This window comes from Mesorhizobium sp. M7A.F.Ca.AU.001.01.1.1, from assembly GCF_004022735.1.
Classification (GTDB): domain Bacteria; phylum Pseudomonadota; class Alphaproteobacteria; order Rhizobiales; family Rhizobiaceae; genus Mesorhizobium; species Mesorhizobium ciceri.
This window is the reverse complement of sequence record NZ_RZPF01000043.1, coordinates 1-15,800: the sequence shown is the minus strand read 5'-3', so window position 1 is coordinate 15,800 and position 15,800 is coordinate 1. Positions and strand designations below refer to the sequence as shown.

At 58.5% G+C, this 15,800-nt stretch carries 13 protein-coding genes; 4 read left to right on the top strand and 9 right to left on the bottom strand.

The genetic code is table 11. From position 1 onward, the window contains the following. The 6 genes from EN884_RS04765 to EN884_RS04740 all read right to left on the bottom strand — a co-directional run. The coding region (locus EN884_RS04765; protein WP_128360485.1) for a class I SAM-dependent methyltransferase at window positions 1-665 on the bottom strand (665 nt) is incomplete at its 3' end. A 32-nt stretch (window positions 666-697) separates the two neighbouring features. Then, window positions 698-2,149 (bottom strand): ABC transporter ATP-binding protein, encoded by a 1,452-nt coding sequence (locus EN884_RS04760; protein ID WP_013532721.1) that lies wholly within the window; start codon window positions 2,147-2,149, stop codon window positions 698-700. Beyond that, the gene (locus EN884_RS04755; RefSeq protein WP_013532720.1) at window positions 2,139-2,933 is read right to left on the bottom strand and encodes an ABC transporter permease; all 795 of its coding nucleotides are present in this window, start codon (window positions 2,931-2,933) and stop codon (window positions 2,139-2,141) included. The genes EN884_RS04760 and EN884_RS04755 overlap by 11 nt, the downstream gene beginning before the upstream one ends. Beyond that, on the bottom strand, window positions 2,930-5,740 hold the full coding sequence (locus EN884_RS04750) for a glycoside hydrolase family 99-like domain-containing protein (protein WP_013532719.1): 2,811 nt from the start codon (window positions 5,738-5,740) through the stop codon (window positions 2,930-2,932). The genes EN884_RS04755 and EN884_RS04750 overlap by 4 nt, the downstream gene beginning before the upstream one ends. Then, a complete protein-coding gene (locus EN884_RS04745; RefSeq protein WP_013532718.1) occupies window positions 5,740-6,624 on the bottom strand; it encodes a class I SAM-dependent methyltransferase in 885 nt (294 codons plus the stop codon). The genes EN884_RS04750 and EN884_RS04745 overlap by 1 nt, the downstream gene beginning before the upstream one ends. Further along, on the bottom strand, window positions 6,621-8,339 hold the full coding sequence (locus EN884_RS04740; protein WP_013532717.1) for a sulfotransferase family protein: 1,719 nt from the start codon (window positions 8,337-8,339) through the stop codon (window positions 6,621-6,623). The genes EN884_RS04745 and EN884_RS04740 overlap by 4 nt, the downstream gene beginning before the upstream one ends. A 565-nt stretch (window positions 8,340-8,904) precedes the next feature. Here EN884_RS04740 and EN884_RS04735 point away from each other — a divergent pair. The 3 genes from EN884_RS04735 (at window position 8,905) to EN884_RS04725 (ending at window position 12,578) form a co-directional block, all read left to right on the top strand. Continuing rightward, window positions 8,905-10,890 carry a nucleoside-diphosphate sugar epimerase/dehydratase gene (locus EN884_RS04735; RefSeq protein ID WP_063167692.1) on the top strand — a complete coding sequence of 662 codons (1,986 nt, stop codon included), beginning with the start codon at window positions 8,905-8,907 and terminating at the stop codon, window positions 10,888-10,890. A gap of 93 nt (window positions 10,891-10,983) precedes the next feature. Next, a complete protein-coding gene (locus tag EN884_RS04730) occupies window positions 10,984-11,919 on the top strand; it encodes a glycosyltransferase family 2 protein (protein ID WP_013532715.1) in 936 nt (311 codons plus the stop codon). A 122-nt stretch (window positions 11,920-12,041) separates the two neighbouring features. Beyond that, the gene (locus EN884_RS04725) at window positions 12,042-12,578 is read left to right on the top strand and encodes a sugar transferase (RefSeq protein WP_013532714.1); all 537 of its coding nucleotides are present in this window, start codon (window positions 12,042-12,044) and stop codon (window positions 12,576-12,578) included. A 35-nt stretch (window positions 12,579-12,613) separates the two neighbouring features. Here the strand turns inward: EN884_RS04725 and EN884_RS04720 are convergent, their stop codons facing one another. The 3 genes from EN884_RS04720 to EN884_RS04710 all read right to left on the bottom strand — a co-directional run bounded on the left by EN884_RS04720 (window position 12,614) and on the right by EN884_RS04710 (window position 15,329). Further along, window positions 12,614-13,549: an NAD-dependent epimerase/dehydratase family protein gene (locus tag EN884_RS04720; protein WP_013532713.1), complete on the bottom strand. Its 936-nt coding sequence runs from the start codon at window positions 13,547-13,549 to the stop codon at window positions 12,614-12,616. Next, complete coding sequence (locus tag EN884_RS04715) at window positions 13,546-14,745, bottom strand: O-antigen ligase (protein ID WP_164745775.1); 1,200 nt, start codon at window positions 14,743-14,745, stop codon at window positions 13,546-13,548. The genes EN884_RS04720 and EN884_RS04715 overlap by 4 nt, the downstream gene beginning before the upstream one ends. Window positions 14,746-14,840: 95 nt before the next feature. Beyond that, entirely contained in the window at window positions 14,841-15,329 is a 489-nt protein-coding gene (locus EN884_RS04710; RefSeq protein ID WP_127224166.1) for a hypothetical protein, read from the bottom strand. Here EN884_RS04710 and cysD point away from each other — a divergent pair. Further along, window positions 15,328-15,800, top strand: a 473-nt coding sequence (gene cysD / locus EN884_RS04705; protein ID WP_128360484.1) for a sulfate adenylyltransferase subunit CysD, incomplete at its 3' end; no start/stop codon positions are given. The two genes, EN884_RS04710 and cysD, sit on opposite strands and share 2 nt — an antisense overlap.

The following is a 15,800-nucleotide window of genomic DNA, read 5'->3' as shown; positions in this document are numbered from 1 at the left end:
CTTCGAGGATGATCGAAGCGAACTTCTCTTTCGATGTGCCAGCCTGTCGATCCCGCCATAAACTCAATGTCGGCGACCTTATAATGATACGGGTCCGCGTCACCGTAAGTGGTTATGCCGCCTCTCGGATGTGAGATAGGCCGCCACAATGGCAGGCCATCATCACACACAAAAAAAGTCGCGAACAACCTACCGTCAGTCGCCATTGTCGGCCGAAGCTTCTCAAGGCAAGTTCGAATGAGGTTGATTGGCAGGTGCGTGAACAGCGACAAGGCCAAGGCGTAGTCGAACGTGGTACCCAATTTGCCAACGTCAAAATCACCGGTCACCAGCAGATTGGCCCGCGGCACTTTGTTGGCCAGTCCCAACGGCGCCAGTTCCCTGTCGTATCCGGCGTCCATGATGCTAGCATTTATGTCCGCGCCGAAATAATTACCCGCGTCAAGATAATTGGCGAAGTGGACCCCGCCCCGGAAACTGCCGCAGCCAAGGTCAATCAGCCTGTGACGGGGCTGCAGGCCATTATCGACCAGCAAGTCGAATTGCAAGCGGCCGATTTCATCCCACATTCCACCGATGATCTGGCGATGGTCGCCTGACTCCATCGCTCGGGCGATGGCGTCCGTGCGATGATAAGCGCTTGGAAGTCTTTGATCGTTGGTCATCGAACGGTGCCCCGAATGGATGCGGAACAAATTCAGGCGGCTGCAATCTTGCGAACTAGGGGCGTGTCCGAGGTCAAATCAGCGGGGGTCAACTTGAAGGTCATTCCCAGGCTGAAGAAGCCGTAGTCAATCTCATCCGGGGCCGGCATAACCTTGAAGATCACGGCATCAAGTATGCGATGAAGGTATTGTCTTTCAAAATTTGCATTCCCCATCGCTCCAACGTTGATGAAATAAACTCCGGCCCGTAGCAGGCACTTAAACTCAAAGTTGACCTGCACAGACTCGCCTACCCCTAAGCTCTTCAGCCGAAGATCCGGCACCCGATCAGTATTTCCCCCACACAGTTCCACACCGTAAGGGGATTTGAACAGGGTGCCAAACGCGAGATCGTCGACGTCCGTGGTTGCAGTGAAGGTATATTGCACCGCGTAGACACAGCCTTGGGTCAGCACGTTGACCATTTCCCCACCGGTGTTGACAATCCGCACGTCGGCAATGCGCCCACCAGTCTCTTCATAGGGCGTGATGGTCTGGCTGGTAAGCGCAGGGTCCCAAAAACCATCATCAACGATCTCCGACTGTTCGGGTCTCTGCGTCGGCAACTTCGTCGCTGGTGCATGATTGCCAATCACCGGCGGGCCGTCCGAATCGCTAGTGCCGGCAAGCGTCTTGATCTCTTCACGCACTTGTCTGGCCTCTTCGCCACGAAGATTGACAAGCCGCTGATATTGGCTGGCCACCCGCTTGGGTGTGCCCTCCAATATCTTCTCGCCGCCATCGATGAGAATTGCGCTGGTACACAATTGAATGATCGTCTGGGCGCCATGCGAGGTAAACAGGATAGTAGCTCCGGCGTCCTTGATCTGCTCGATGCGGGCCATGCATTTGCGCTGGAACGCCTCATCGCCCACCCCAAGCGCTTCGTCGACGACCAGGATGTCGGGATCGACATTGATCGCGGTAGCGAAGGCAAGTCGCATATACATGCCGGACGAATAGGTCTTGACGGGCTGATCGATGAAGTCGCCGATCTCCGCAAATCTTTCGATCTGCTCGAAACGCCAGGCCATCTCCTCCCGTGGGACGCCGAGAATGGAGGCATTGAGGTGGACATTCTCACGCCCGGTGAATTCGCGATTGAAGCCGGCACCGAGTTCAAGCAAGGCCGCGATCCGGCCGTTGACTTCAACCGTACCGCTGGTCGGTGGAAGCGTTCCGCAGATCACTTGCAGCAGCGTGGATTTTCCCGATCCATTACGGCCAATGATGCCAATCACTTGGCCGTGGCCGAGTTCGAAGGAGATGTCGTTGAGAGCCGCGAAGTCCTTGTAATAGCGGCGGGGTTGCATGCCCACTAAACGTTCCAATCGCGGCACGATCATCTGCTTGAAGCGGTCTTCCGGCCGCTCGAACATCGTGTATCGCTTGGTGACGTTGCGAACCTTGATCGCAAAGGGCCGGCTATCGCGCTCAGATGACATCGGCAAATCCCCCTCGTGTCTTCTCGAAGAACAGCCTGCCTAGCAGCGCGACGATCAAGGCAACGCAGAAATAGGCGGCCAGCGCCCACCATGAAGGCAGGGTATCCATGAGGACGACGGCACGGAAATTTTCGATCGGCACCGTCAGCGGGTTTAAAACCACCCAGGGCCGAAGCCATTCCGGCATCGATGTTCGGGGCGTGAACATGGGCGAGAGAAACATGGACGCCGTCAGAACCGGACCGATCATCTGGCTGATGTCGCGAAAATAGACCCCCAGAGAGGCCAAGACCCACGCAATTCCCTGCACCAGCAGGACGAAAGGAACAATCGTAAGGGGAGCGAGCAAGATATAGAGCGACAGGCTTCCGGTTATGATCAGGGTAAAGACCAGCAGCACGGCCAGACTGATTCCGAGTTGCACCATCGCGGAACCGGTGACCACCGCCGGCAGAATTTCGATCGGAAAGACGATCTTTTTCACGAAGGTCGCGTTGTTCAATATAGCCCCCGTCGATTTGGACAGAACCTCGGCATAGAAGTTGAAAAACATGAGGCCACAAAACAGGGCAAGCGCAAAGAATCCGACGGAGTGGTTCTGGTTGGCACCTGCGGCGGCCCATTTGACGCCGAACACGGAGCCAAACATCAGGGTGAAAACGGAAAGGGTGAGCAACGGCGTTAACAGCGCCCAACCAATCCCGAAAAACGAACCCTTGAACCTGCTGCTCACGTCCCTGCGAACAAGATTGGACAAGACCTGAAAATCGCGCTGACTAATCATCGGGTGGCCTTGTGTAGCTCTTTTATCGCCTGATCGATGTGGTCCATGGCCACTTCAACGTCAACCGTGGACTGCATGGCATAGGTCTTTGGCTGCCACGTTTCAGATGATCCATTAGAGTCACATAATATGACATTGTAGTCGAACTTCTTCAGGGCACAGATACGGCTGATCCATAATTCGACTACTCCGCCGCCGGCACCCCAGAAATTGATCCAGGCGTCGGGCATCAAGTCGAAAACCACCGTTCCCGCCTTCGACCATATCAGGTTGGCAAAGGCGGACCCATGCGCTCCGACGATAATTTCGGCATCTGTGAAAAGGTCGATCTGGTCCGAATAAGCCAGCACGGCCGGATCGATGACCTTGAAACCACGCTTGACCAGCGCAGCCTGAAGCGCGGCTTCGTTGGCTATCGTCCTACCGGAATTTGTGGTTTCGCTTGAACGCCCGAGATATATCCGTCTGGCACGATAGTCTTGAACCGCCGGGGGAAGCACGAGCGTTCGCGACATCAGATCGGCTGTTTCCGGATGCGGGAAGAACGTGGTGAACGTGGTCAGAGCATTGGAGACAATGGCCGAACGGAACTTGTAGACAGCGGTGCTGGCCGCGTCGAGGATAAGAAAATGGTGTGGAAGGAAGCCCCAGACCGACAGCATCCTGATCAACCATTTTGGCGCTTTCGTCGACAGGACAACACGCAACCGCTCAGCAATGATCTCATCACGAAACGCCAACAATTGTGGAACCATATCAAAGACCACATGGCCGAACGCTTGGGAGTAGTGCATGGGAATGATCACGTCCGCATCGATCTCGGTCGCTGTTTCAGCCTTCAGATGCGCGCCTGCATCGTCTTCCACCAAATATTCAAGCTCTGTCACTTGCGACCTGACATAGCGGTAGATGCGCATCGTTTCGGCGATGACCTGGTTGTTCCGGGTGACGAGAGCCACGGCGATCGGATGCGCCACACAATTGTGAAACCGACCGAACCGCAATGGCGCTGCCTCATAGGGAACCGTCTTCAGCATGCGAGCGAATTCGTCGCCATTGACCACGCCTTTCGCGACGTGCAGTCGCGGAGCTAGTTCAGCCTCGACGTTGCAGGGAGAGAACGCGGTCCAAATGCAATCCTCGTTCGAAGTGAGCATTTCTTGTTTGCTCGACGCCACCCTGCCAATGGATTCGAGCGAAACCTCCTGGACATCGTGCCCTTCCAACTGGTGACGACTAGAGGCCATCGCAACCTGGTCCGGGAGATCAGCGATTACTTTTTTTTTTTGCGCCGGCTCGGTTGCAGAGGACGGATTAACCACGCGTTTCGCGGCACGATAGGCAAAGCGGACGGCCTTGAACATCATTGGCCTGTCGTAAAGCCGGTGCGCCACCCTGAACTTCAGGGGCACCTTGATCGAACCGGGTTCAGGCATCGTCAGGACCGCCGGGCTCGTCGTCGTCAGCTTCGGCTGAGGTTGCTCAACCGCTTGGGCGTCCCGCGCCTTTTGAATGCTTCTCGCCGCAGTTTCCGTGATTTCGCGCTGCGGCTCAGGAGCGGTTTCATTCCCGGACTGCAAGCGGCTGGCTTCCTGCTTGAGCAAAGTCACCTTGCCATCGAGGTCAGCGACTTCCCGGATTTTTGCGGCACGGAGCTTTGCGATTTCGGCGTCCCTGGCTTCCTCGGGGATCGCCGCTAATTGCTGCCTGAGTTCGAACCGCACGCGTTCCGGCGCAACGTCGTAAATATCGTCAACCATCGACATGCCATTTTTCACGCGAAGCGTGGCCTCCAGGAACCCCCGGCCGTGTCTCCGGTCTGGTTCGAGATAGCATCCCTCGGCCCATTCGTTCCAAGCATTGATGAAGACCAGTTGATCGCCTTCCGCGCGATTGGCGCGCGTCAGCGAACTCGATCCCCGCAGCCAGCGCTCATAATTTGCAACGGTGGAGCCAAGAACGATCAATGAGCGATTCTTTACCCGGGCCGTATTGTCCCAATCGGGGAAAACGGTTCGATAGATCCGCTTGCGGCTATGGTCCCTCGATAGGAAATCGCGCGCAACGTTGGCATATTCGACCGGGTAGCCTTCGAATGGCTTATAGGTCGGCACGATCTCCTTCACACCATGGAATTTCATGTTGTGCGGCGGGAACTCGACGCCTGCGTCGAACTCATACTGCTCGTAGTCGTTATTGCCGTGAACGAGCGCGTTCACGATGTGAATTTCGCCGATACCCATCTTGCGGCAATGCTCCCGCCAGCGCTTACCTGCGGCCTTGGCGTCAGGAAGATGCTGCGGCCGGTAGACGACCAGCAACGGCTTGCCATCGACCCGCAGATAGCGGGGATCCTTGAAATAGGGAAAGAGGCTTTCGATGAAGCGCAACTCCCAATCCGGACCATAGGTCTGCGCGATTAGAACCTCGTGCTCGGCGGCGTCCCATCGGCGGGTCCAGTTTTCGTTCGCCCAGCACAGGCAGAAGCCCATGTCGATGCTCTTGTCGGTCAGGAAAGCATCGACCGGCTTCTCCATCAGCCGGTGGCCGTCGAACCAGTAGTAGTGAAAGCAGAAAGCGTCGATCCCGTGCTCCCTAGCGACCTCGGCCTGATCGCGGATGGTGTCCAGGACGCGAAGGTCGTAGTAGCCGAAATCGGTCGGATAGCGCGGTTGATTATGGCCATCGTAGAGCGGCTCCGCCTTCGCAACGTTGGTCCATTCGGTGAACCCTTTGCCCCACCATTCATCGTTCTCGGGGAACGGATGGAACTGCGGCAGATAGTAGGCAACATAACGCAGCGCCATTATCGCATGCTCAGGATCGACTTCACGATGCGACGGCCGGTCGGGCCGAGCATGCGGCCAACCATCGTTCTGAACGTCGGTCGCTGCTGTGGCGAATAGTGTGGCGGCGGGACAAACGGCAAATTCGAAACAGGCTTGCCGATTTTCGGGGGCGCGCGATCGAGCAGGACAAACTCATTCTTCGGCGAGTTCGCCAGTTCTGCCTTCACGACCGTCTGATAGATCTGCGAATAGGCGCCGAGTTCCAAAGCTGCCCGGACTTGTTCGGGCGTTTTCTTCCAGTTCTCGGCGAACTCTGTCATCTCGGGCGTCCGCACGACAAAGAGCGCGTCGACGATCTTCAGATTGGCTTGGCGGAAGAGGTGCTGAAGGTTCTTGGCGCCAAAGAAGCGGATATGTGTGCGATCGAGAAGGCCCCAGTCCCGGTAGTCGACATTGTCATCAAGCATCATCGCCATCATTGCGGCATGATTGGCGTTGGGGATCGACGAGACCACGCTGCCGCCAGGCCGCAGATAGCGGGTGACCTCCCTCAATGTCTCCCAGGGATTGACCAGATGCTCGAGCACATCCGCGATGACGACGGCATCGAAGCGTCGCTCACCGAAGACCTCGCCCCATCCTGGCGTGTTGAGATCGCCCTGGACCGCGTCGACGCAAAAGCTCTTCAGGATCGGAATGCAGTTCGGATCATATTCGAGCGCGGTAACCCGACAGCCGTTCAGAGCTATCAGTGGCTTGGCGATCGACCCCGGTCCGGCGCCGATTTCGAGGACATCCTTATCCCTGCCGACTAACCGCAACACATTTGCCGCAGCCGTGTCCGAATTCGGGTCGACATCGAAAACGTAGATATCTGCTGATGTCTTCTGTTTTGCGCTCACTTATCCGTGCCTCGTGTGTCTGCGCCAATCTTTCGGATCGGCAAAGCAAGCTTTGACAATGCTTTCGCAACTTTCCACGATTTGCTCTCGTGGATAAGCGTTAGCTCGCGCGCCGCTGCCTGAAGGCTTTCCGTCACGGCCGCCAATTGGCCTCTCAGGGCCGAAACGTCAAGGCCCTGCTTGTCGTACTGCTCGGTGAGCGATCCTAAATCCGCTTGGAGAGCTGACATCTGGCTGACATGCTTTGCGATTTCCTGTCTCGCATCTGTGAGTTGTGCCGAGCGCGTTGAGAGCTCGGCATTCAAGCTCGCGATCTCATCGATTCTCGTGGCCAACTCGCTTGACTTGGCGGCGATCTCCAATCGCAGTTGTTCTGCTTGGTCCCTCAGGGTCGAAACGTCCAGGCCCCGGCTGTCGTACTGCTCGGTGAGCGATCTCAAATCTGCCTGGAGAGCTGACATCTGGCTGACATACCTTGCGATTTCCTGTCTCGAATCTGCGAGTTGCGCCGAGCGCGTTGAGAGTTCGGCATTCAAGCTCGCAATCTCACCGATCCTTGTGGCCAACTCGGTGGCCAACTCGCTTGACTTCAGTCGCTCTGCTCTTATCTCACCCTCGACCGCCTGCCCTTCCATTGGGTTCTGGTCCTCAACCATCGCTACGATCTTTGATTTCAACGCATCGCGTTCCGCGCTAAGTTGATCGACTTGAGACATCAGCGCCCGGACATTGCCGACCAGTCTTAACTCTGTGGCGGCGTAATCGGTTGTCGGCGCGAGGCGCGCCTTGGTCTCACGCGCCAGCAATTCGGCAAACATGACTTGGCCAGCCGGCAGCCAACTGTCCTCAAATTCGTCATAGATTGCATCGAGTTCGGCGGTCGCTGCTGGCGAAGACGCGTCTTCCTCGAGGTCGAGCATGGCAACATAGGCTCGCTTGACCAGATCCGGCACGCCATCATTAGCCATGAGCAAGTCGACGCTCGCCAGATGGTGCTGGTGATCAGTCGACAGATAAGCTGCAATTTCTTTCTCGACAGAGCTAATCTTGCGCGGCCATTCGATCGAAAATCGTTCTGAGATCTTCTCCAGGGCAGGCCCGAAATCTCGAACCATCGACTCGTACGACAAGAAGACACGAGGTGAATTCCTAGTGCTTCTCTCGGAGGCCAGAACGTAGTTCAGCCAAACGAGGGAGGCGAATCCCAGATCCATTCCGTCGCGCTTTGCCAGCGATTTGGCGACCGACAGTGGATTGCGAGTGATCGTTACATAGTCAGTCTTGTACCTGAGCGATGTAAGCAGTTGCTGATAGATCGGCACAATGCGCGAAATCCGCGGCTCCTTGAGCACGATCGTTGGCATGCCGCCATATTCGCCATCGAGTAGGCGAGCGATCTCGTCGTGGTAGAATCTTAACCGGCTTGCCGACAGTTCCTCGACCCGGACCGGCCTCCAATCGTCCCACCGGCTACCAAGTTCGAGCAAGAGCTGCTCGTTCAGCAGGGCCAGATGCAATGGTTCCCAATAACCTGTCCGGTTGCTTTCGTCGGCGGGAATCAAGTTCTTTGGTGGAGCAACACCCAGCAGTTGAAGCACGCCGGCCAACGCGCTGGTGCCGGACCGATGCATGCCAAGAACCATCAAGCAGGTGCGCTCGCCCTGGCTTTCTCGCTTTAACTTCGAACTCTTCATTGTCGTCGCGGCAACAGCCATAATTGTATCCCATGGATGGGCAAGCCACAGAGCTGGCTTCTGCGATCATGAGCCTTGCCTGTACTCTACGCCGGTTTTGGAAGCTGCAACCGAGTCATTACGTCTCTGAAGGCCGTCCCAGTATGGAAATGGCCAGCGTGCCATCATGTCGCGACATGTTATGACTATAATGTGGCGCGCCCGCGCCCCACCTCTGGTAGCTTTGTCCTCTGCACGCACTCGACCCGCAAACTTGGCCTTCATAGCCATTTCGACCAGTTGCGTCGTAGCGAGGTCGAGAGCAGAGTCAATTGCGGCAAAACCGAAACAACGCTGACGCGGCGGCAGTGTCCAAATCGCAACGCACCGATCGGACTCCACCGATCCAGTAACAGGGCGTCAAGCTTACTCGTATTCACGCTCTTGTCCGAAAAAACCTCTGGCTATGCCCTCGCACCCGCAGTATGCGATACAGGACGGCGGGGGTCGGGGATGGCACGTGGGTAAGGTGATTGATCGCGAAGTATCTTCGTGTTCGCACTTCGCTGGTGTCGATGCCCTTGAGCCTGGAGTCTAGTGCCGTCCAATGAATTCCCATCTAGAAGCTGTGTTCGGGCTCAGGCCACAGATGCGGCGCGCCTTCATCATGGTCCAGGACGTGGTCATGGTCCTGGTCGCCGTGGCACTCAGCCTTATTCTTTCGCGGTCGAATCTTTCGTTCGAAGCGTTCTCCAACGAGGGTCTGGCGACATGGGCGGGCATCGTCGTCATCAGCCATTTGTTGTTCCGCTACAGTGGCCTTTACACCACTGTCTGGCGCTTCGCCTCGACGCCGGACTTTTTCAACATCCTGAAGAGCTGCGCGATTTTGACGTTCACTCTTTACATGGCGTCGCTGCTGCTGCGTTTTTACCGGCCGGTGGCGGGGCTCAACGAGCGTCAGTTCATCGTCTTCTTCCTCGTCTCCTTCACCATCATATCGGCACCCCGGCTGTTCTACCGCTTCCTGCGTGACGGCGCGAGCTGGGGGATTCTGAGCCGCAAGACCGACCAGCAGGCCAAGCGCGCTCTGTTTGTCGGCCGGCTCGGCGAGGCCGACCTGATCATTCGCTTCACGCGCACGGCGCAACCGGCGGACTATTCCATCGCAGGCATCATGGCCACCGAGCGCGGCGCACCGTTGGGCACGCGGATTCAAGGTGTTCCCGTGGTGGCGACAATGCCGCGCCTGATCGATGTCCTGGAAGACTATGCGACCGGCACCAAGAGCCTGGACTTGCTGATTTTCGGCAGCGGCGCCGAGCACGAAATCGAGGACTATTCGGAACTTGTGCGCATTGCCCGGCACGGGGACATAAATGTGGTGCAGTTCTCAGGCCTTTCGGAGTTGGAACAGCACGGAAAGCTGGTTCTCGACACCGTCGAGATGGAAACGATCCTGCGCCGGCCGACGGTCGCGTCCGATATCCAGCGTATCGGCGCCTTTGTCGGCGGCAAACGCGTTCTGGTGACCGGCGGTGCCGGTTCTATCGGTCAGACGCTGGTCAGGCGGTCGCTGGAACTCGGAGCCGAGGCGGTGCTGGTCGCCGACAACTCCGAGTTCGGCATTTTCCAGCTGAGCCAGTATGTTGACGAGAAGGACCACGACCGCCTCAAGGTCCGCATCGTCGATGTCGCGGACCGGCGCCAGATAACGCGTGTCGTCACGGAATTCCGGCCGGACATCATCTTTCATGCCGCGGCCCTCAAGCATGTTCCGCTGCTCGAGGAAAACTGGGATTCGGCCATCCAGACCAATATCTTCGGAACGCTCGTCTGTGCCGAGGTCGCCGCCAAGTGCGGGGTTGCGCAATTTGTCCTGATATCGAGCGACAAGGCGGTGGATCCCTCGTCAGTGCTCGGCATGACGAAGCGGGCCGCCGAACAGATCATCAGCGCCTTGCATGGCACGCCGGCAGGCGAGACAAGCGGGCGTCGCCCGGCCACCAAGTTCATTGCAGTGCGGTTCGGCAACGTCTTCGGCAGCAATGGTTCGGTGGCGACCATATTCCAGGCGCAGATCGAGGCCGGAGGGCCCGTCACCATCACCGACCGGCGCATGACACGCTATTTCATGACCGTGGCCGAAGCCGTCGATCTCGTCATCATGTCGGCGGCCGATGCCGCGTCGCGGCAGAGCGGAGACGATTATGCCGTCTATATGCTCGACATGGGCAAGCCGGTACCGATCCTTGAAGTGGCCGAAACGATGATCCGCTTGTCCGGAAAGAGCCCATACAAGGACGTCGCGATCCGGTTCACCGGCATAAGGCCGGGTGAAAAACTCCACGAAACGCTGCATGGCGAAGACGAGGAACTCGTCGAACTCGGCATCTCGAAGATTTTCGGCCTCAGCACGGACGTCGTGGAATGGTCGGATGTCCAGGTCGCGCTCACGGCGCTGCAGCAGTCGGCGAAAAACCAGGACAAGGCTGCCGCGCTCGCCGCATTGGCAGGTCTCGACCGCGCCAAGAAGGCCAGGGCAAGTGCACGTCAAGACGCGATTCCGAAGACGGCCGGGCAGGCGACCTAGAACAATTCCGGGAAAAGCGCACGGCGCTTACCTTTGGGAATTGCGCCAAATCAAAGAGATAGATCCAATCAGAATCAGAAAGCGATCTTGCTCGTGAGCAAAGATGATCTGCGCATCGCGGTCCTGATGGGCACGAAAGACGGCGCCGCCTTCATCGAGGAGCAGCTGCAGTCCCTGCTCGAGCAGTCGCACCCTCTGGTCGACCTGTGGATATCCGACGATGGCTCCGTCGATGGCACGACCGCCATCATCGAGGCATGGAAATCCCGCTGGCGGCCCAAGTGTCGAATGACGCTCGTCGAGGGGCCGCGGCAAGGCTTCGCCGCCAATTTCCGCTCCATGATCGTCGATCGACGCATCGAGGCGGACTGCTATGCCTTCTGCGACCAGGACGATATCTGGGAGCCCGACAGGCTGGAGAGCGCTATCGACTGGATGCGGACCCAGGATGCGAAAATCCCGCTGATGTTTTGTTCGCGAACCGCGACCATGACGGAAACAGGAAGCCTTGTCGGCCATTCGCCTTTGTTTGCCCGGCCGCCAACCTTTCGCAACGCGCTTGTGCAAAGCATCGCCGGCGGCAACACCATCCTGCTCAACGCAGCGGCACGCAACCTGCTGGCCAGGGCCTGCATGCGGACCGGGTTCGTCAGCCACGACTGGTGGGCCTATCTCATCGTGACCGCCGCCGGCGGCATCGTCCGCTACGATCCGCGGCCGCTGGTGCGCTACCGGCAGCATGCGGCAAACCTGGTCGGCGCCAACGTATCCTGGAAAGCAAGGGTGTCCCGGCTTGGCCGCCTGTTTAAGGGGGAATTCGCCGGCTGGACGGACCTCAACCTTGACGGTCTTGCCGTCAATCGCGACCTCCTGACCGAGGACGCGATGGTGTGCCTCGACCTTTTCACCCGCGGGCGCGACGGCGGCCTTTTCCGCCGCTTGGCAGGCTTGCGCCGAAGCGGCGTCTATCGGCAGACCGTTTCCGGAAACCTGGGGCTCTATCTCGCCTTCGTCCTGGGGCGCATCTGAACATTGCGACGGCTGCGTGGCGCGCTTGGTCAAGAGATCGGCTCATGCTACGTCGACCGGATTGACGGCATTGGCCTGCGGCATTGCCTCGGGACTTCGGCAGGGAGCACTATCGGCCGTTCATGAAGGCAGCCAAGCAAATCTTCGATCTTGCCGGTGCGGCTCTGCTGCTGGTGGCGACATCTCCTGTCTTGGCGCTCACCGTCCTTGCCGTTCGGGCATCGTCGCCGGGCCCGGCTATTTTTTCACAGGTGCGGGTCGGCCGTGACGGTCGGCTTTTCCGCTGCCACAAGTTGCGCACGATGTATGTCGGGACGCCGTCGCTACCCTCGCATGAGGCGCCGGCGGATTCCGTGACATCGGTTGGAAAGGTCTTGCGGAAGTTCAAGCTCGATGAGCTGCCGCAATTCTGGAACGTCTTGAAGGGGGAAATGAGCCTGGTCGGGCCGCGGCCCTGCCTGCCGACCCAGACGGAATTGATCGAGTGTCGCAGGCGGCTGGGGGTTTTGGCGGCGCTGCCGGGCATAACCGGCCTGGCCCAGATCAGGGGCATCGACATGTCTAACCCGGAGCTCTTGGCGCAAACGGATGCTGCCTACCTCCGCACCGCGTCGTTCTGGCTCGATCTTCGGATCCTGTTTGGAACGCTCTACCGCTGAGCAGACCATGAAAAGATCATGGTCAAGCAAGAAAGTCAGGATCTGCTGAGCCGCGCCAGCTCGGCCAGCCGCTCAAGCGTGCCGGCTTCGGGCGTCCACCCCTGCGATACCAGCAGGGCGGGGTCGCATATTTGTGTCGCGGTCAGGCTGTCCCAGAACGCCCGCCTGCCGAGTGCGGCCACCACCGGCCGTATCAGCCCGGCCGGCATCGCCATCAGGCGCACAGGCCGCCCCAAACCTCTGCGAAAGACGGCGATGACGGCGTCGAGGGCGACCGGCGGCACATCGGCGCCGACATAGATCGGGCGAAGCAGCCCGGAATGGCTGAGCAGGTGCGACACTGCTCGCACCGCGGCCTCGGAAGACATCAGCGAACGGATTCCGGTCAAGGCACCAGTCGGCAGCGGCAGCGGCGTATCGGCAAGGCGCATCAGCGTTGCCAGATTTCCCCTCATGCCACTTCCATAGACCGGAGGCAGGCGCAACACGGCGGCGTCGGAGCGGCCATGCGACGCATAGGCGTCCAAAACCGTGATCTCGCTTTCGCGCTTCGAGCGTCCATAGGCGCATTGTGGGGCAGGAAGCGTGTCCTCGTCGATCGTTGCGCTGACGTGCGCGCCGATCACCGCCCGGATCGAGGAGAGATGAATGAAACGTCCGCTTATCTGGGCCGCCGCTGCATGCGCCAGCCTTGCGCTCAGTTCCACATTGGCCGCCTGGTAATCGGCTTCGGTTGCATTTCCCCGATCATTGTTGAGGCCAGCGCAATGGACGACGTCAGTCATATGCCGGGTCAGTTCCAGGAAGGCGGCGGCCGGCGCATCGAAGCCGGGCATCGGCACAGTCTCGTTCTCCGAACCAAGCCTCTCGGGATGGCGGGAGGCGAGGCGAAGCTCGGCACCGGCTTCGCGTAAGTGGCGCACGACAAGACGCCCGATGAAACCTGTCGCGCCCGTGACCAGAACCTTCATGGCCTTGCCCGAGACAGGTCTTGCGTGACTGGTGCAAGTGCCGGTTCGTCCAGCAAAGGAACATGACGTCCGGAGGCGAGATATGTTCCGCTCACCAGGAAGACCATCAGCACCGAGTCCAGAATGTCATGGCCGACCAGGATGCCTGTCATTCCGGCCGTCAGATAGGTGATCACCACGACGACAATCATGGTGGCGCCGAACCGCTCGTTCGGATCGCTGCTGCTTCGCAAGACCCGGGCGGCATTTCCAGCGGCAACGATAAAGATCGCTGCCAGCGTCACGGCGCCCAGAATTCCTGCTTGCACCAAGGCGGTCAGGAAGCCGTTGTGGAAATGGTTGAAGCCTGTGTCCATCGCGAACTGCTCATGAAAGCCCTGTTTGATCAGAAGCTGGGTTGCACCCACACCGTGCCCGAACAGTGGCATGTCATGGAATGCTTTGAGGCCGATCTCCCAAAGCGCAACACGTATTCCCAACGAGGTGTCGTAGTTGCCGCTAGCTCCAAGCGCACCCCAATCGGAGCGCAAAAAGTCGACCCGCCCGGATATCGCCTGGAAGCTGGAAGCGGCGATCACGACGCCGACTGCCGCCAGCAGCAGCAGCAGGCGAACGGCATTCCTGCCCCTGAGCCTGTGCCGGTTGATCAACATGACGGCTATGCCGGCAATCAGCAGTGCCAGCCAGATGGTACGCGAGCCGGAATAGATGACGGCGATCGTCCCGGCCAGTGTCGCGTAGAAGAGGGGTGTCCGGGCTTGCTCAATACTGGACAAGGCGCCAGCCACACACGTCACCACGGCAAGGCAGACGACGGTTGCGAAGACGATCGGATTTCCGGCTCCCCCCTCCGCCCTGACGCCAATCCAATATTGCTGGATGACGGCCATGAGCAGCGCGACAAAGCAGGCGGCCATGCTGGAAAGCACGACGATGCGGGCAAGCGTGGTTTTCTGCGTGTTGCTCCAGGTCGAATAGGACACGGGAAAAAACAGGAAGGTGACGAGCGGGATAAGATGCGGCGCATCCCGGACAAACGAGTTGTTGACGATGGACGCCAGGAGATTGGCGGCGCAGTAGGCATAGATCGCGACCGTCATCCAGATCATGGGCCGGTCGGCGTTGAAGCGCCTTTTCCCTAAAGCAATCAGCAGGGCGGACGAAAGGCCTCCGCAATTGAACACAAAGCTGACCACCGACCCCAGAACCGGTGGAAAAAAGAAGCAAAGGATGGAGAAGTAGTTGTTGATCCGCGAAGGCGAGAATTGCTGTGTGAGGGATGAAAGCCGGTTCAATTTTCGGGCTCGCTGTTTTCGGCAAGTGTCATGCGGCGGATCTTGTTTAGCGAAGTTGAATGCGCTCGCCTCGAAATTGCCCATGCCTCATAACGCGCTTGCCCGCTGCCGAAGCTGGTATAGCGGCCGCCCCCCGTTTTCGATAGTGTATCTGGTGGATTGCCACCGAAAATCGGCGGCAGGCGACGGTCGGCCAAGGGAAGTCGCTTGAAAGCCGTAGCCGGCCATTCAAGCAATATTTTCCCCGCGTTTTCTCGGTTGTTGAGCTTGCGGGCAGGAATTTCCGGGTTTGATGGTATCTGTGGAAAATTCATTCTCGAACCATGTGCGGCCGGGCCAGTCTTGCATTGTTCTTGACAACGGCGATCTGCTAGAACGCCGGCACGAGGAAGATTGTCCAGAAACAAGGCTCGAACCGGGCGCAAAAGCTCGATGATTTGAGGCAGGTCTTCTGTTGGAAATACGAAAGAACGCCCACGGTCCATGACAACAGCGCTTACGCATCTTCAGCGGCTTGAGGCCGAGTCCATCCATATATTCCGCGAGGTTGCGGCCGCCTTTGCCAAGCCGGTCATGCTCTATTCGGTCGGCAAGGATTCATCCGTGTTGATGCATCTGGCGATGAAGGCGTTTTATCCCGCCAAGCCGCCATTTCCCTTTCTTCACGTCGACACGACGTGGAAGTTCCGCGAGATGATCGCCTTTCGCGATCAGATGGCGCAGAAACTCGGCTTCGATCTCCTGGTTCATGTCAACGAAGACGGCGTGCGCGACAACATCAATCCGTTCGACCATGGTTCGAACACCCACACCCATGTCATGAAGACCGTGGCGCTGCGCCAGGCGCTCGACAAATACGGCTTCGACGCGGCCTTTGGCGGCGCACGTCGCGACGAGGAGAAATCGCGCGCCAAGGAGCGCATCTTTTCCTTCCGCAATGCCCAGCATGTGTGGGA